The organism is Lysobacter sp. K5869, assembly GCF_018847975.1.
In the GTDB taxonomy this organism is placed as follows: domain Bacteria; phylum Pseudomonadota; class Gammaproteobacteria; order Xanthomonadales; family Xanthomonadaceae; genus Lysobacter.
The window spans coordinates 442206-459007 of sequence record NZ_CP072597.1; the positions used below are offsets into that span (position 1 = coordinate 442206).

Consider the following 16802-nt stretch of genomic DNA (forward strand, 5'->3'; position numbering starts at 1 on the left):
ACGCACCCCGCGTTTCCCGCACAACCCGCGCCACCGCACGCCCGCGCATGTCCCCCCAGGCGACCGCCCGCACAGAATCGCCCGCGCGCCGCCACTAGGATCGGGCGCACAAACGCCGGGGCGCCGCCGCGCGGCCGCACCCGTCCCGAGACGCGATCGCAATCGCGCCGGAAGCTCACGATCGCGAGCACTCGCCATCGCCACAACCTGTTGGGGGGCCCGTCATCTTGCCCATCGACAGGAGTCGTCATGACCCGCATCCAGCGCTGCACCCTGCTGTCCGCCGCCGTCGCCCTGTGCGCGAGCGCGCTGCCCGCTTCCACCGCCTTCGCCCACGGCACCTTCGTCAATCCGCAGAGCCGCATCTACAAGTGCTATCTGGGCAATAAGGAAAACCCCTCCGATCCCGCCTGCCGCGCGGCCTGGGCCGTGGCCGGCTCGCAGCTGTTCTACGACTGGAACGGCATCAATCAGGCCAACGCCAACAGCAACCATCAGGCCGTGGTGCCCGACGGCAAGCTGTGCAGCGGCAACAACCCGACGTTCAAGGGACTGGACGTGCTGCGCAGCGATTGGCAGGCCACCAACGTGCGCTCGGGCAGCAGCTACACCTTCACGTTCTATGCGACCGCGCCGCACGCGACCAAGGATTGGACGTTCTATGTCACCCCGCAAGGCTGGAACCCGAATTCGGCGCTGCGCTGGGGCGACATGCAGCAGTTCTGCAAGACCGGCAAGGTGCCGCTGTCGAGCGGCAACAACTACCACATCACCTGCACGCTGCCGGCGCGCACCGGCCGCCACGTGATCTACAACACCTGGCAGCGCTCGGATTCGACCGAGGCGTTCTACACCTGCATGGACGTCAATTTCACCAACTCGCTGGCCGAGGCGAATTCGCCGTGGCGCGAGGCCGGCCCGCTCAACGTCGTCAACGACTATCCGGTCGGCACCGCGGTGACCTTGCGTGTGTTCAACCCCGACGGCAGCGACGCGGAGAAGATCGAAACCGTGTTGCGCGCCGGCGAGACCTCCACCGCGCAGTGGCCGCAGCGCGTCGCCGCGCAGGTCAACGCGCACGCCAAGTTCGCCCGCATCGGCCAGCAGCGCGGCGGTCAGGTGCAGGCGCAGTCGGGCACCGACAACCGCGTGTATCTGAGCGGCAACCGTTCCTATGCGTTCGACGTGCGCTTGCCCGACTCGGCCAAGCCCGCGGCCGATCACGCCCATCACGGCCACTGACGCGCCGGCGTCGCGGCGGCATCGGCGCGCCGCCGCGACGCGTGCGACACTGCGTTTTTCCCCGCAGAGCCGCCGCATGTCCGCCTCGCCGTTGAGCATCGAACAATCCGCCGCGACCTTGGCGCGCGGCGGCGTGCTGGTGTATCCGACCGAGGCGGTGTGGGGCATCGGCTGCGATCCGTTCGATCAGGCCGCGGTGCTGCGCTTGCTCGCGATCAAGCAGCGGCCGGTGGATAAGGGCGTGATCCTGATCGGCGCCTCGCTCGAGCAACTCGACCCGCTGATCGACTGGGCCGCGCTGCCGCCCGAGCGCGCGCAAGCCGTGCGCGCGAGCTGGCCCGGCCCGCACACCTGGGCGCTGCCGGCGACCGCGGCCGTGCCGGCGTGGATCAGCGGCGCGCACCGCAGCGTCGCGCTGCGGGTCAGCGCGCATCCGCAAGCCAGCGCGCTGTGCCGCGCGCACGGCGGGCCGCTGGTGTCGACCAGCGCCAACCTCGCCGGGCAACCGCCGGCGTTCCGGCGCGAACAGCTCGACCGCGCGGTGTTGGCGCTGGCCGACGGCGTGTGCGAGGGCGAGACCGGCGGCTTGACCGCGCCGACGCCGATCCGGGTGGCATCGACGGGCGAAGTGCTGCGCGGGTGAGCGCTCGCGCCGCGGGACGGAGGCGCGCTGAAGTCTCTGGATTCCCGCGTTCGCGGGGATGACGGGCTTGAGGATGCGCACAAATCGGGTGACGCGACGGCACGGACGTCAGGACTGACGAAAAGCATCGGGCCGAGCTCCCGCCGCGACACCCTCGCCCCTGTCGCCCCCGTACCGCCCTTCGCGCTTCCCGCCCCTCGCTCCTAGCTCCCGCTCCCCGCTGCTCTCTGCTCTTCGCTCCTCGCGCTCAGCTTCCCGCCCCTCGCCCTCGCCTCTCGTTCCTCATTCCTCGTTTCTCGCTCCCCCTCCACTCCGACACCACCGCTACCCACCCAGCGCTAGCCTCACCCCAACCCGAAACGGAGAGCCGCGCCATGACCTCCCTCCCGGCCTGGTCGATCTGGGCCTTGCTCTCCGCGGTGTTCGCCGCGCTCACCGCGGTGCTGGCCAAAGTCGGCGTCGCAGGCATCTCGGCCGACTATGCGACGCTGGTTCGCACCGTGGTGATCCTCGCGGTGTTGGCGCTGCTGGTGCCGCTGAGCGGGCAATGGGTCGATCCGCGCAGCCTGCCGGCGCGCTCGCTGCTGTTCCTGGCGCTGTCGGGGCTGGCCACCGGCGCCTCGTGGCTGTGCTACTACCGCGCCCTGCAGCTCGGCGAAGTCGCCCAGGTGGCGCCGGTGGACAAGCTCAGCGTGGTGCTGGCGGCGCTGTTCGCGGTGGCCTTCCTCGGCGAACGGCCGGCGCCGCGCGAATGGCTGGGGCTGGGACTGGTCGGCCTCGGCGTGGTGGTGCTGGTCTGGCGGCGCTGAACCGCCGCCGGACGGTGCCCGGATCGACTTTTCCCTAACGCCCGGGTGGCGCAAGATGCGCACATGCGTTCCGCCTCGAACCGCCGCCGTCGCTGCATCGTTGCCGCCGTCGCCGCGGCGTGGCTGCTCGCGTCCGGCACGGGCTCGGCCGCCGACGCGCCGGCCAAGCCCGGCGGCGAAGTGCTGATCTACCGCTGCACCGACGCCCAGGGCCAGCTGAGCCTGCGCGACACGCCCTGCGCCGCCGGCCAGCGCCAGCAGACGATGAGCATGATGCGTCCGGTCGATCCGCCGCCGCGCCCACGCGACGCCGCGCCGCCGCCGAGCGAACGCGCCGCGTCCGCCGCGCCGCCGCAATATCTGGTGGTGCGCACGCCGCAGCCGATGTACGACTGCGTGCGCCCCGACGGCAGCCGCTACGTCAGCGACAACGGCGACGGCAATCCGCGCATGATGCCGCTGGTCGATCTGGGCTACGGCGTGCCGTACTACGAAGGCACCTCGCTCGGCCGCCGCATCGGCGCGCCGGAGCCGCGCCTGGGCGATCCGGCCGGCCGCATCGAGCCGAACGTGCGCATCGCCGATTCGTCCTCCACCCGCATCGCCATCGGCGGCCGCCACGGCCATGTTTCGTATTCCAACGAGCGCGGCTACGTGATTCCCGGCGGCTACAATTACGGCTACGGGGCGTATTACGGCAGCCAGTTGGTGCGCGACGAATGCCATCCGCTGCCGCAGCAGGAGGTGTGTTCGCGGCTGCGCGACCAGCGCTGGGCCGGCGACCGCCGCTACAACAGCGCGCTGCAGAGCGAGCGCGCGCAGATCACCACCGAACAGCGCGGCATCGACGCGCGCTTGAACGCCGATTGCGGAGCTTACTGATGCGCGTGTGGGGCTTGTGGGTGTTGTTGTTGGCCGCCGGCGGCGCGCAGGCTCAGGGCAAGGTGGTGATCTACCGCTGCACCGACGCGATCGGCCAGCTCACCGTGCAGAACAACACGCCGTGCCCCAAGGGCAGCACGCAGGAAAAGCGCGTCATCGAGGACGCGCCGGTGTCGTCGGCGCCGCCGACGGTGATCACCGGGCCGGGCCAGTACCCCAATCCGGGGCCGCCCGCGCCGCCGATGCATCAGCCGGTGTCCTCGCAGTTGCCGCAGGTGGCGCGTCCGCCGCAGGCGCTGCCGCCGGCCGCCACGGCGCCGTCGCCGCTGCCCAAATCATCCATCGCCGACGCCGACCGCCTGCCGCCGCCGGCGCTGTTCGAGTGCCGCACCTACGACAACGGCCGCTACCTCAACGACGACGGCAAGCCGCCGCAGCGCTGCGCGCCGTTGCAGACCACCGGCCTGGGCAACGTCGGCACCGGCGCGGGCGTGGCCTGCCAGATGGTCGACGACCAATGCCAGCGCATTCCCGACGAGCGCCTGTGCGATAACTGGAAGCAGCGCCTGCGCGAAGCCGAATCGGCGCTGCGCTTCGGCCGCGCCGACAACCGCGACGCTTCGTCGGCGGAGTTCGCGCGGATCCAGCGCATCGTGGTGGAGAGCACCTGCGGCAAGTAATAACGCAGCAAGCGTCCGCCGCCGCGCGCCTGCCGCGCCGTTTGCCAAGCCCGGAGCCCGGTGCCACAGTCCGCGCATCGCCGTCGCGATCCGCGCGTCATGCCGCATCCCGCTCCTGACGAACTCCGCCGCCTCCATCGCCTGTACTGGATCGAACTGATCCTGGCCTGGGCCGGCCTGTGCGCGAGCATCGTCTGGTCGAGCGAGTACGACGAGCCCTTCCGCTACTCGCGCGAGGCCGCGTGGATGCCGTGGGCCTCGCATGCCTTGCTCGTGGCCTTGTCGCTGGGCTGCTTCGCCGCGCTGCGCCGCTGGCAGCCCCGCCTCGCGCTCGGCCGCAGGCCGACCGGCCTCCACCTGATCCTGACGATGCTGATCGCGATCGGCCTGTACGCCTTGCTCGGCGCCGTTCCGATCGCGCTGCACCGCGGCGCCGACCCGCAACCGCTGACCGCGATCGAAGCGGCCGATCCGGGCTATTCCGGCTGGAGCCGCAACTGCAAGCGCCGCGTGCGGATCCAGGGCGACACGCCGTTGCGAGGGCTGCGCCTGTGCGTGCGCGATTCCGCGCTGTACGAGCAATTGGCCGCGAGCGGGCGGATCGAAATCGCCGCCACCGTGTCGCGCTACGGCATCGCTGTCCAGGGCTTTCGCGCGGCGCCCGCCGCTCAGAACCCGTAGCGCAAGAACCCGCCGTCCACCGCGATGCATTCGCCGGTGATGTAGCCCGCCGCAGGCAAGCACAGGAACGCGACCGCCGCGGCCACTTCCTCGGGTTCGCCGATGCGCCCGGCCGGCGTGCGCAGCAGCACTTCGTCCAGGTAATCCGGGTCGGCGAGCTTGTCGGAGGTGCGGCGGGTGCGGATGTACCACGGCGCCACCGCGTTGACGCGGATGCCGTCCTCGGCCCATTCCACAGCCAGATTGCGGGTCATCTGATGCATCGCCGCCTTGCTCATGCCGTAGGGCGAGCCGGTGCGCACGTGGGTCGTGCCCGAGACGCTGCCGACGTTGACGATGCTCGACGCCGCATGGCGGGTCAGCAGCGCGTGGGCGTAGCGCGAGAGCTCGAACGCGGAGAACAGGTTGATCTCGAACACCTGCCGCCATTCGTCTTCGGTGTAGTCGTTGGTCGGCTTGCTGAGGTTGCCGCCGGCATTGTTGACCAGGATGTGCAGGCCTTCGCCGAAGTCCTCGACCCAGTCCAGCAGTTCGCGGCGCTGTTCGTCGTCGGCGACGTCGGCGACGAAGCCCTGCACCTCGCGCTCGGGGAAGTCCTCGACCAGTTCGGCGCGCGCCGACTCCAGCGCGGCCGCGTCGCGCGCGGCCAGCAGCACGTCGGCGCCGAAGCCCAGCAGTTCGCGCGCGATCGCCCGGCCGATGCCGGCGCTGCCGCCGGTGACCAGCGCGAGCTGTCCGTCCAATCGCCAACGCTTGGGGTCCATCGCTGCCTCCGTCACGGCTGTTGCGGGTTGCGCGCGCGGCGCGCGACCGGCGTAGCATACCGGCCAGACCGTCGAGAGGATGCCGCGATGAAGTCCAGCCCCGTTGCCGTCGTTGCGGCCAGCGCCGCGCTCGTCGCCGCCCTGGCGGCCTGTTCCAAGCCGCAGCCGCCGGAGAAGGAGCGGCCGGTCGATCCGCAGGCCACGCAGATGCGCGACGCGATCCAGAAGCCCATCGAGAAAGCCAAGAGCGTGGAGCCCAGCGTCGATCAGGGCGCGCAGCAGACCCGCGACGCGGTCGAGGCGCAGGGCGGCTGAGGATTCGGCTCGCGGCCTGCGCGAACGGCGCCGGGCTCGCGGATCGTCCGCGAACGCGCCCGGCTTCGCGCAACGGCGCCCGCGGCCGATGTCCGGGCTTCGCCGCGCGACGCCCACGCTCGCCGCCTGCGCCTTCGTAAGCGCGCGAAACCTGCGGCTACGCCTCGCTCAACCGCACCGCGACCGCGCAAACGAAAAACGCCGCATCGGAACCGATGCGGCGTTTTCGTTCGCGCGAGGAGCCGGCGCGACGCCGGCCTCGCGATTTACAGCGTGCAGAAGCAGTAAGCCACCGTCTTCACCGGCGCGCCGTTGCCCGGCTGCGTGGCGTTCTCGACGAAGCGCAGATCCGCGGCCGCTTGCGGCACGGCCTTGAGCAGCAGGCTGCGGGCGAAGTCGGAACGGCCCAGCACCGCCGCGCCCGCGCCGCTGCCGGCGAGGTTGGCGAAGAAGCGCTCGAACGGCGTGGTCGCCTTTTCGACGTAGCGCACGCGGAAGTCCTCGGCCTTGCCCAGCTTGGCGCGCTGGGCGACGTCGTCGATGGCCGCCTGCAGGCCGCCCAACTCGTCGACCAGACCGCGCTCCTTGGCCTGCGCGCCGCTCCACACGCGGCCGCGGGCGATGGCGTCGATGTCGGCCACCGGCTTCTTGCGCGCCTCGGCGACGCGGCCGGTGAAGTCGGCATAGCCCTTGTTGATGACGGTCTGGATGACCTGCCCGACTTCCGGCGACAGCGGACGGGTGATGTCGTAGGAACCGGCGAAACGGGTGGTGCCGACGCCGTCGGAATGCACGCCGATCTTCTCCAGCGCGCGCGGCACGGTCGGGATCAGGCCGAAGATGCCGATCGAACCGGTGATGGTCGAGGGGTCGGCGAAAATGCGGTCGGCGTTCATCGAGATCCAGTAACCGCCCGACGCCGCCAGATTGCCCATCGACACCACCACCGGCTTGCCGGCGGCCTTCAAGCCGACGATCTCGCGGCGGATCTGCTCGGAAGCGAACACTTCGCCGCCCGGCGAGTTGACCCGCAGCACCAGCGCCTTGACGTTCTCGTCGTCGCGCGCCTCGCGCAGCAGCGCGGCGGTGGACACGCCGCCGACCGTGCCCGGCGGCTGCTCGCCGCCGGTGATCTCGCCCTCGGCCACGACGATGGCGACCTGCGGACGGCTATCGGCCGGGTTGCTCAGGCGGTCGAGGTTGAACAGGTAGGCGTCCATGTTGATCTGACGGAAGCCGCCGTCGGCGTCTTCGTCGGCGACGCCGCGCTTGGCCAGCATCGTGTCGACTTCCTCGCGGGTCTTCAGGCCGTCGACCAGCTTCAGGCCGAGCGCGTACTTGCCCAGGTCGCCCTTGACCGCGTCCAGGCGCGCCGGCAGTTCGTCGATGGCCGCGCTGAGCGCGGTCGCGTCGATCTTGCGCGCCTTGGCCACGTCGCCGAGGTAGCGCTGCCACAGGTCGTTCATCCAGAACAGGTCGGCGGTCTTGGACTCTTCCGAGGCCGCGTCGAGGATGTAGGGTTCGGCCGCCGACTTGAACTCGCCGACGCGGAACAGGTGCACGTCCACGCCGAGCTTGTCCTGCAGCAGCTGACGGTAATACAGGCGATAGCGGCCGAGGCCTTCGAGCATCATCCCGCCCATCGGGTCCAGATAGACCTCGTTGGCCTGCGCGGCGATGAGGTACTGCTTCTGGTCCATGCTTTCGGAGAAGGCGATCACTTCCTTCTTGGCCGCGCGCACCCGCGCGACCGCCGCGGCGACTTCGCGCAGCCCGGCCATGCCGCCGGCCTGGAGCTTGTCCAGGCGCAGCACCACGCGTTCGATGCGCTTGTCGTCCTTGGCCGAGTCCAGCGCGCGCACGACGTCGCGCAGCTGCACTTCCGGATTCTTGTCGCCGAGCGCGCGGTTGAGCGCGCGCGAGGCCGGATCGGCGCTGTATTGCTCGACCAGCGCGCCTTCCGGCGCGATCACCAAGGTGGTGCGGTCCTGGAACGGCTTGGTGTTGCCGCCGAACATCATCGCGATCAGCACGATCAACATGAACCCGAAGAACGCCAGGTTGAAGACCAGGCGGCGGGTGAAGTTCATCGCGTCCCAGACGCCGACGAAGAAACGGGCCAGCGGCCCGCGACGTGGGAGGGTCTCGTTCATTGGCACAGGCTCCGTGTGTACGCGCTCAGACTAACCCGGCGCGGGGCGGGGTTTCACCCGCCATTCGTAACGTAGGGTGGTTGCAAAGTTGCGATCCGGCCGCAATCCGTTCATTTGCGCAACGCTCGGCGGCCGGGGCGGCCCGGTTCCGGACCGGGCCGGCCGCAGCGCGCCTCAGGTGCAGCCGGTCTCGTGCGGATCGACCTCGTGCGGGCGTTCCCGCGCCATCCGCTCGGCCAGCCGCTCGGGCTGGCTGGAACGCAGGAAGCGCCAGCACAGCAGCACCGCGGCCACGGTCAGGCCGGCGATCAGGCCGATCCACATGCCCTTCGGCCCCCAGCCCAGCCCCAGGCCGAGGCCGGCGCCGATCGGCATGCCCACGCCCCAGTACGCCAGCGCGGCCAGGATCATCGGCACGCGGGTGTCCTTGAGCCCGCGCAGCGCGCCGGCCGACAGCACCTGGATGCCGTCGGGGAACTGGAACATCGCCGAATACAGCAGCAGCGACGCGGCCATCGAGGCCACCGCCATGTCGGTGGTGTAGAAGCCCACCAGCAGATCGTTCGCGCTCAGCAGCAAGATGCCGGAGAACAGCTGCGTGCACAGGACGATGGCGTAACCGGCGAAACCGGCGCGGCGCACGCCGGCGTAATCGCGCCGGCCCAGCGCGTGGCCGACCCGCACCGTGGTCGCCTCGGCCAAGCCCATCGGCACCATGAAGCACAGCGCGGAGAGATTGATCGCGATCTGGTGCGCCGACGCCGGCACTTGGCCCAGGCGCCCGATCAGCAGCGCGGTGACGATGAACAAGCTGCCTTCCATCAGCACGGTCACGCCGATCGGCAAGCCGGTGGCGAGCAGGCCGCGGATGGTCGGCCAATGCGGTTTGTCGAAGCGCTCGAACAGGTGCAGATCGGCGAAGCGCTTGGCGTTGCGCAAGACGAAGAAGAAACCGATCGCCTGCACCCACAGCATCGCCGCCGAGGCGATGCCGAGGCCGCCGGCGCCCAGTTCCGGCAGGCCGAACTTGCCGAAGGTCAGCACGTAGCCCAGCGGCAGCAGCACCAGCAGGCCGCCGGCGCTGAGCAGCATCGTCGGCAAGGTCCAGTGCAGGCCTTCGCTGAGGTAGCGCATGCAGAAGAACAGGGTCAGCGCGGGCACGCCCCAGCGGATGCCGTGCAGGAACTCGCGCGCGCCGGGAATGATTTCCGGCGCGATGCCCATCGCCGGCAGGGCGAACGGGATGAAGGTCAGGAACGCGAACAAGAACACGCTCAGCAGCAGCGCCATCCACAGCGCCTGACGGAACAGCGCGCCGATTTCGCCGCGGCGGCCGGCGCCTTCGAGCTGCGACACCGACGGCGGCACCGACAGCAGGGTGCCGATGGGAACCATCATCGGCAGCCACCACAGCGCGGTGCCGATGGTCACCGACGCCAGCGTGGTGGTGCTGTGGTGGCCGGCCAGGGTGTTGTCGACGAAACCGATCAGGCCGGTGGACACGTGGCCGGCGACCAGCGGCGCGGCCAGGACCAAGGTAGTGCGGATTTCCCGGAGCAGGCCGGGACGGGAGACGGAGGGGGACGACGCGGACATGGGGGGAACCAACGGCGACTGCGGCCGCGCATCCGGTCGGGGCGCTGGCGCCGGGTCGCGGCGGACGGCTATCTTACCCGCTCGAAAGTGAAGGCCAGGGGAGCCTTCGCTGCCAATCAGCACGAGCTCGACACGCATGAGCGCACCTACAGAAGCCACGGCGCCCGCGCCGGCCGGTCACGGCCACGACGAGCACCCGAGCCACTGCGAAAACTGCCAGGCCGAACTGCACGGCCACTATTGCCACGCCTGCGGCCAATCGGTGCACAACCCGGTGCGCAACCTCGGCCATGCGCTGGAGGAGGTGTTCGAGTCGTTCTGGCACCTCGACGGCCGCGTGTTCCGCACTTTGCGCGATCTGCTGTCTCCGGGCAAAGTCGCCCGCGAGTATCTGGCCGGCCGCCGCGTGCGCTACATCCCGCCGCTGCGGTTGTTCGTGATCGTCTCGGTGGTGACCTTCTTCGTCGCCCAGTTCGCGATCCACATCGAAAGCAGCGGCCACTTCGACATCGACACCGCGCAGAGCACCACGGTGCGCCTGGGCAACGTCAAGAAGCAGATGCGCAACGCCGACAGCGTCGCCGAGGTCGAGGAACTGCGCGCGCGCATGGTCGCCGACCTGCGCACCGCCGCGGCCGCCGCGCCGGTCGCGCGCAACACCATCGAGGCGTCGATCGTCGCGGTCGAGCGTCAGGCCGACAAGCGCATCGAGGCCTTGCGCGCGTTGCAGGGGCTCGACGCCGATCAAGTCGCCCAGCAGCGCGCCGAGGGCGTGCGTCTGGCCGGCGCGCCGCGGCCGGGCTCGATCCAAAGCGCCAAGAATCTGGCCGACGTCGAGCGCTTGCGCGACGAGCGCATTGCCACCGTGCAGGCGCAGCGCGACGCGGCCACGCCGGAAGCGCGCCGATCCTCGGATTACCCCGGGCTGATCCGTCAGGCCAACATCGAAGCCGGCTGCCGCATCGCCGAATTGCAGGTCGCCCACGCCGCCGCCAGCGAAGGCGCGGCGGTGCGTCCGCCCGACCGCCAGCGCTACGGCGACGCGGAATGCGACGACGACGAAGGCCCGCTGTCGTTCAACGGCCGCCCCTGGGATCCGAAGACCAATCCGCTGACGGTGCAGTGGTGGCCGCAGTTCGCCAACGACTGGCTCAACCGTCAGGTCGGCAAGGGCGAGGTCAATTTCCAGCGCGCGAGCAAGGACCCGGCGCTGTACATCCACGCGCTGATCGGCGCGATCCCCTCGGCGCTGTTCCTGATGGTGCCGATCTTCGCCCTGCTGCTGAAGCTCGCCTACGTCGGCTCGGGCCGCGGCTATCTCGAGCATCTGGTGGTGGCGCTGTACAGCCACATCTACCTGTGCCTGGCGCTGCTGGCGATGTTCGTGCTGATGCTGCTGGGCGACGCGATCGCGCCGCACTGGGCCGGCTTCGTCTGGTTCAAGGGCCTGGGCATCGGCTTGCTGTGGACGTGGATGCCGATCTATCTGCTGATCATGGAAAAGCGCGTCTACAACAACGGCTGGCCGTTGACGCTGCTGCGCTACACCGTGATCGGCGGCGCTTACTTCTTCTTGTTGAGTCTGGCGACGGTCGCGCTGATGACCGCGGCGATCGTGCGGATGTAAGCGGTGCGGGTTTGAACGACGCGGATGCGGCCGGTTCGGAGGCGAGCGAAATGGATGCGGGCGAGACGATTTACGAAGTCACCTTGGACGTCGACGCGTCGATCCGCGCCGACTTCCTGAACTGGCTGCGCCCGCACATCGCCGAAATCTGCGCGCTGCCCGGATTCCTCGGCGCCGACCTGCACGAAACCCGCGACCCCGCGCCCGCCGCCGGCCGCACGGCGCTGTGCGTGCGCTACCGCCTGCGCGACGCGGCGGCGTTGGAGGCTTACCTGCGCGACCACGCACCGCGGATGCGCGCCGACGGACTGGCGCGGTTCGCCGGAAAGTTCGAGGCCTCGCGGCGGGTGATGCGGATCTTGCCGCGCTGAACGCGTTGGCGTTCGTAGGAGGGGCGCAAGCCGCGAACGTGGAGCCGCACCCACGACGGACGTTTCGCCGCAGCCGCGATGACGCGGTCGCGGCTCACGCCGCTCCTACAGGGTCTCCGGCCGGTTTCGCTTCAGACGGTAGGAGCTGCGTAAGCTGCGACCGCGAAACCGCAACCACGGCGGAACTTGCGCAGAAGCCGCAATGGCGCGGTCGCGGCTCGCGCCGCTCCTACAGGGTCTCCGGCCGGTTTCGTTTCAGACTGTAGGAGCTGCGCAAGCTGCGACTGCGAAACCGCAACCACGGCGAAACTTGCGCAGCAATCGCATTGGCGCGGTCGCGGCTCGCGCCGCTCCTACAGGGTCTCCGGCTGATTTCGTTTCAGACTGTAGGAGCTGCGCAAGCTGCGACTGCGAAACCGCAGCTGCGACGAAACCTTCGCAGCAATCGCAATGGCACGGTCGCGGCTTACGCCGCTCCTACACGAAGCCCGCGTCGCTTCCGCTCACCGCGCCAGCGCGTCGTGCAACCACGTCCCGCGCTGCGCCGCCGGCGTCGCCAGCAAGTCCGCGCGCAAGCGCTCGCGTTCCTGCGGCGGGGTGCGCTGCACCAGCACCGCCAGTTGCTTGCGCTGTTCGGCGCTGAGTCCGCGCAGCGCGGCCAGCATCGCCGGGTGTTGCGCTTGCGGCAGTTGCGCCAGCAGTGGCTGCAGCGCCGGGTAATCGGCGCCCAGGCCCGGGCCGAGCAGCCAACCGCGGCGTTCGCTGCGGTCGAGCGCGTCGAACTGCGCGCGCAGCGCGTGTTGCTGTTCCGCCGGCAGCGCGGCGTAGCGCGCGGCGGCGGCTTGGGTTTGCGCGCGCTCTTCGGAGCTCAAGGCCTGCCACGCGAGGTAGCGCTCGCGCCGCGCGCCGCGTTCGGCGGCGCTGAGTTGATTCCATTGCGCGGCGCGCTGGGCGAAGTCGTGGCGTTCGGCCTCGCTCCAGCCGTCCCAGCGCTGGCCGTTGGCGCGGATGCGCGCCTGCACCGGCGCCGGCAGCGTGTCCAAGCCGCGCTCCAGTTCCGGCGGCAACGCGCGCGCCGGCGTCCACGCCGCCAGCGCGACGGCGAACGCGGCGCCAATCCATACGCACGTCGCCCGGCTCATTCGCCCTCCTGCGCATCGGTTTCCAGACCCGGGCTCTCGTTGCCCGGCGCGGTCGCGGCGGGCGTCGTTTCGGGCGGCGGCGGCGCGGCGACCGCCGGAATCGTGCCGGCGTCGCGGGCGGCCAACCAGCTGCGGAAGTCGACGTCGGCCGCGGCCGCCTCGCCCTGCGGGTCGGCGATCAGATCGAAATCGCCGTCGGCGATCAGCCCGGCCTCGCGGCCGTAACGCTCGGCCGGGCCGCCGCCCTCGGGCAACGGCGCCACGGTCACGCCCTCGGGGCCTTCGCCGAGCAAGGCCGACGGCCACCAGAAGGTCGCCGCGAACGCCAGCGCGCACAGCGCCAGCAGGCTCCACAGCAGCGGCATCAGCCAGCGCGGGTGCGGACGCGGCGTCGCGCCGCCGCGCGCGGACGCGGACGCGGCGGGCGCGGCGCCCTGCAGCGCCTTTTCGCGCGCCTCGGCCAGCCGTTGCAGACGCTCCGGCGGCAAGGTCTTGATCCGGCGATGGACCTGTTCGCGCAGCTGCTGCCACGCCTGCGGGTCGGCGCGGCCGTCCGGGTGGCGCGGCAGCGCCCGCTGCAGGGCCAGCCGGTAGGTGGCCGGGGCCACGTGCAGCACCGCCGAGGCCTCGGTTTCGCCGAGGCCGGCGGCCAGCCGCAGCAGCAGCGCCGCGCGCGGGCCGCTGCCGAGCTCGCCGAGCCGGTCGGTCGCGTCCAGCGGGATCGCCACCGGGGTGCGCCGGCGCAGGCCGGGCTGGGTCAGCAGCAGCGACCAGAACCGCGCCGGCCACTCGTTGAGCGAGGTCTCCGCGGCGATCGCGCGGAACCCGGCCATGGCCGCGACCAGCGCGGCGTCGCCGGCGGCGGCGTCGCCGGCCTGCAATTCGGCCAGGACCGCGCCGCGCCGTTCGACCCCGCGCAGGAACGCCGACAAGGCGGCCGGGGCGGAGGAGGAAGCGTTGGGTCGGGGCGCGGACGAACCCGGGGCGGGGGATGTGGAACTCATCGGGACGACTTCACCATACGGCCCATCATAGCGAGGCCGGAGCGCCGCCGGACCGGCGCGAAACCGCTTGACAAACCGCCAAACCGCGTTTGCGCGAGGCGGAACGCGGTCTGGCCGAAAATCCGGTTGTGCACAGCAGTAATGGAACCGTCATGTGTCGCTCTTTCACGGAACAAAAACACCTCATTACAGCGATGTTTCACGGCTAAGCGCATGATTCCAAAGAAAATAGGGCGATTGGCGATTTTTTCACCAACCTAACCCGAGCGCTTGATTCAACGCCCTCGCGCAGCGCTGCCGACACACCATGCACAGATTTATCCACAACCCGTGTGGATAAGGGGAATTTTCCTTAATCGGCGGCCACTTGCGCGGGCTTTGTCGGGCCGGCCGCAGCTATGGTCCGCAACTGCCCGCCTGCCGCCGCGGCCGCCGGGCTCGCTAGACTGATGCGATGCCCGAGGCTTCGTTTTTCCCGCCCCCGACCGTCTGGCGCATCGCCCTGCCGGTGCCGCTGCCGCGCCTGTTCGACTACCTGCCGCCGGCCGACGACGACGGCGGCGACCCGGTCGGCGCGCGGGTGCGGGTGCCGTTCGGGCGGCGCGAGCTGGTCGGCTGGGTCGCCGAGGTCGGCGAACCCGAGCCCGGCACCGACCCGGCGGCGCTCAAGCAGGTGCTGGCCCGGCTCGACCCGCAGCCGCTGCTCCAGGGCGAGCTGCTGGAGTCGCTGCGCTGGCTGGCCCGCTACACCCACGCCCCGCTCGGCGAGGTGCTCGCCACCGCCCTGCCCGGCCCGCTGCGCCACGGCGAGCCGCTGCCCGACACCCACGCCTGGGCCTGGCGCCTGACCGAGGCCGGCGCCACCGCCCGCCCCGGCCTGCGCGCCGGCAAGCCGCGGCGGTTGGCCGACCTGCTCGACGAACACGGCGAACTCGACGAGGACCGCCTCGACGACCTGCTGGACGACTGGCGCAGCGCCGCGCGCGCCCTGGCCAAGCGCGGCCACGCCGAGCGTCTGGCCGTGCCCGCGGTCGCCCACGCTCCCGCGCCGCAGCCCGGTCCGCCGCTCAACGACGAACAACAGGCCGCGGTCGACGCGATCCTGGCCGCGCCCGGCTTCACCGCCTTCCTGCTCGACGGCGTCACCGGCAGCGGCAAGACCGAGGTCTACCTGCGCGCGATCGCCGACTGCCTGGCGCGCGGCAAGCAGGCGCTGGTGCTGGTGCCCGAAATCGGCCTGACCCCGCAGACCCTGGCGCGCTTCCGCGCCCGCCTCGGCGTGCCGGTGCACGCGCTGCACTCGGGGCTGGCCGACGGCGAGCGCGCGCGCACCTGGGCCGCGTTCGCGCGCGGCGAGGCGCGGGTCGCGGTCGGCACGCGCTCGGCGGTGTTCCTGCCGATGCTCGAACCCGGTTTGATCGTGATCGACGAGGAACACGACGGCAGCTTCAAGCAGCTCGACGGCATCCGTTACCACGCCCGCGACTTCGCCCTGGTCCGGGCCAAGGCGCTGGACGTGCCGGTGCTGCTCGGCAGCGCCACGCCGTCGCTGGAATCGCTGCGCAACGCCCAGGCCGGCCGCTACGGCCACCTGCGCCTGCTGCGCCGCGCCGGCCAGGCGCAGCCGCCGCGGGTGCGCGTGCTCGACGTGCGCAAGCGGCCGCTGCAGGCCGGGCTGTCGCCGGAACTGCTCGAACGCCTGCACGGCGAACTGCGCGCCGGCGGCCAGGCGCTGGTGTTCAAGAACCGCCGCGGCTACGCCCCGGTGCTGCTGTGCCACGACTGCGGCTGGACCGCGCACTGCCCGCGCTGCAGCACCCCGCTCAAAGCCACACCGATGACCGTGCACGGCGGCGGCCGGCGCCTGCAATGCCACCACTGCGGCACCCGTCGCCCCGCGCCCGACGCCTGCCCCGATTGCGGCGGTCTGGCGCTGCAATCGCAAGGCGCCGGCACCGAGCGCATCGAGGAATCGCTGGCCGCGCGCTTCGAGGATTTCCCGGTGCTGCGCATCGACCGCGGCACCACGCAAAAACGCGACGCGCTGGAAACGCTGCTGGCCGAATTCGGCACCGCGCCGGGCGTCCTGGTCGGCACGCAGATGCTCGCCAAGGGCCACGACCTCGCCAACCTGACCTTGGTCGCGGTGGTCGGCATCGACGAAGGCTTGTTCAGCGCCGACTTCCGCGCGCGGGAAAAACTCGCGCAGCTGCTGATCCAGGTCGCCGGCCGCGCCGGCCGCGCGCACAAACCGGGCGAGGTGGTGCTGCAAACCCATCACCCCGAACACGAACTGCTGACCACGCTGCTGTCCGGCGGCTACCACGCCTTCGCCGAAGTCGAACTGGCCCAGCGCGAAGCCGCCGGCTTCCCGCCGTTCGCGCACATGGCGCTGATCCGCGCCGAGGCGCAGCAAGTCGAAGCCGCCAACGCCTTCCTGGCGATGGCGCGACGCGAGTTGCAGCACGCCGCCGCGCAGCGCGCGCGCCACGACGGCATCGAGCGCAGCGCGCTGGAGATCAACGGCCCGGTGCCCGCGCCGATGCCGCGCCGCGCCGGCTACCTGCGCGCGCAGCTGATCCTGTCGGCGCCGGAACGCCGCGTGTTGCACGCCGCGCTCGACGCCGCGCTGCCGGCGATCTACGCCGCGCCGGAAGCGCGCAAGGTGCGTTGGTCGTTGGATGTGGATCCGGCGGATTTGTACTGAGCGCGACGGAACTTTCGCCGTAGCCGAATGGCGCGGTCGCGGCTCGCGCCGCTCCTACAGCGGCTGCGGATGGTTCGTATCCGACTGTAGGAGCTGCGTAAGCTGCGACCGCGCATCTCGCAAGCCGGCGCACGCACGAAGTCGAAACAACGCGGCCACGCGCGCGATCCAGATTCGCCGCCGTTC

15 protein-coding genes are annotated in these 16802 nt (G+C 71.0%); 10 read left to right on the top strand and 5 right to left on the bottom strand.

All coding sequences use genetic code 11. The annotated features are described in order from the left end of the window. Positions 1-249 precede the first annotated feature (249 nt). The 6 genes from J5226_RS01895 (at position 250) to J5226_RS01920 (ending at position 4937) form a co-directional block, all read left to right on the top strand. Positions 250-1242, top strand: coding sequence for a lytic polysaccharide monooxygenase (locus tag J5226_RS01895; protein WP_215838176.1), 993 nt, complete (start codon positions 250-252; stop codon positions 1240-1242). 76 nt (positions 1243-1318) lie between these two features. Continuing rightward, entirely contained in the window at positions 1319-1885 is a 567-nt protein-coding gene (locus J5226_RS01900; RefSeq protein WP_215838177.1) for a Sua5/YciO/YrdC/YwlC family protein, read from the top strand. Between the two features lie 374 nt (positions 1886-2259). Beyond that, positions 2260-2694, top strand: a complete 435-nt coding sequence (locus tag J5226_RS01905; protein ID WP_215838178.1) for an EamA family transporter — start codon at positions 2260-2262, stop codon at positions 2692-2694. A gap of 63 nt (positions 2695-2757) precedes the next feature. After that, complete coding sequence (locus J5226_RS01910; protein ID WP_215838179.1) at positions 2758-3576, top strand: DUF4124 domain-containing protein; 819 nt, start codon at positions 2758-2760, stop codon at positions 3574-3576. After that, the gene (locus J5226_RS01915; protein WP_215838180.1) at positions 3576-4256 is read left to right on the top strand and encodes a DUF4124 domain-containing protein; all 681 of its coding nucleotides are present in this window, start codon (positions 3576-3578) and stop codon (positions 4254-4256) included. The genes J5226_RS01910 and J5226_RS01915 overlap by 1 nt, the downstream gene beginning before the upstream one ends. A gap of 99 nt (positions 4257-4355) precedes the next feature. Further along, a complete protein-coding gene (locus J5226_RS01920) occupies positions 4356-4937 on the top strand; it encodes a hypothetical protein (RefSeq protein ID WP_215838181.1) in 582 nt (193 codons plus the stop codon). On the opposite strand, the gene J5226_RS01925 is transcribed toward J5226_RS01920, so the two are convergent. Next, on the bottom strand, positions 4925-5701 hold the full coding sequence (locus tag J5226_RS01925) for an SDR family oxidoreductase (RefSeq protein ID WP_215838182.1): 777 nt from the start codon (positions 5699-5701) through the stop codon (positions 4925-4927). The genes J5226_RS01920 and J5226_RS01925 overlap by 13 nt on opposite strands. 87 nt (positions 5702-5788) lie before the next feature. Here J5226_RS01925 and J5226_RS01930 point away from each other — a divergent pair, with 87 nt between their 5' ends. Next, positions 5789-6016, top strand: coding sequence for a hypothetical protein (locus J5226_RS01930; protein WP_215838183.1), 228 nt, complete (start codon positions 5789-5791; stop codon positions 6014-6016). A gap of 266 nt (positions 6017-6282) precedes the next feature. On the opposite strand, the gene sppA is transcribed toward J5226_RS01930, so the two are convergent. Both sppA and J5226_RS01940 read right to left on the bottom strand, forming a co-directional pair. Then, positions 6283-8169, bottom strand: a complete 1887-nt coding sequence (gene sppA, locus J5226_RS01935) for a signal peptide peptidase SppA (RefSeq protein WP_215838184.1) — start codon at positions 8167-8169, stop codon at positions 6283-6285. Between the two features lie 174 nt (positions 8170-8343). Continuing rightward, positions 8344-9765, bottom strand: coding sequence for an MATE family efflux transporter (locus J5226_RS01940; RefSeq protein ID WP_215838185.1), 1422 nt, complete (start codon positions 9763-9765; stop codon positions 8344-8346). A 136-nt stretch (positions 9766-9901) separates the two neighbouring features. Here J5226_RS01940 and J5226_RS25285 point away from each other — a divergent pair, with 136 nt between their 5' ends. Further along, complete coding sequence (locus tag J5226_RS25285) at positions 9902-11392, top strand: DUF3667 domain-containing protein (RefSeq protein ID WP_255322966.1); 1491 nt, start codon at positions 9902-9904, stop codon at positions 11390-11392. Positions 11393-11442: 50 nt separating this feature from the next. Further along, a complete protein-coding gene (locus J5226_RS01950) occupies positions 11443-11763 on the top strand; it encodes a DUF4286 family protein (RefSeq protein ID WP_215838186.1) in 321 nt (106 codons plus the stop codon). A gap of 503 nt (positions 11764-12266) precedes the next feature. On the opposite strand, the gene J5226_RS01955 is transcribed toward J5226_RS01950, so the two are convergent. Next, positions 12267-12905, bottom strand: coding sequence for a DUF3106 domain-containing protein (locus J5226_RS01955; protein ID WP_215838187.1), 639 nt, complete (start codon positions 12903-12905; stop codon positions 12267-12269). Beyond that, positions 12902-13909 carry a hypothetical protein gene (locus tag J5226_RS01960; RefSeq protein ID WP_215838188.1) on the bottom strand — a complete coding sequence of 336 codons (1008 nt, stop codon included), beginning with the start codon at positions 13907-13909 and terminating at the stop codon, positions 12902-12904. The genes J5226_RS01955 and J5226_RS01960 overlap by 4 nt, the downstream gene beginning before the upstream one ends. Positions 13910-14363: 454 nt before the next feature. Here J5226_RS01960 and J5226_RS01965 point away from each other — a divergent pair, with 454 nt between their 5' ends. Continuing rightward, the gene (locus tag J5226_RS01965) at positions 14364-16616 is read left to right on the top strand and encodes a primosomal protein N' (RefSeq protein ID WP_215838189.1); all 2253 of its coding nucleotides are present in this window, start codon (positions 14364-14366) and stop codon (positions 16614-16616) included. The last annotated feature ends 186 nt before the right edge of the window (positions 16617-16802 follow it).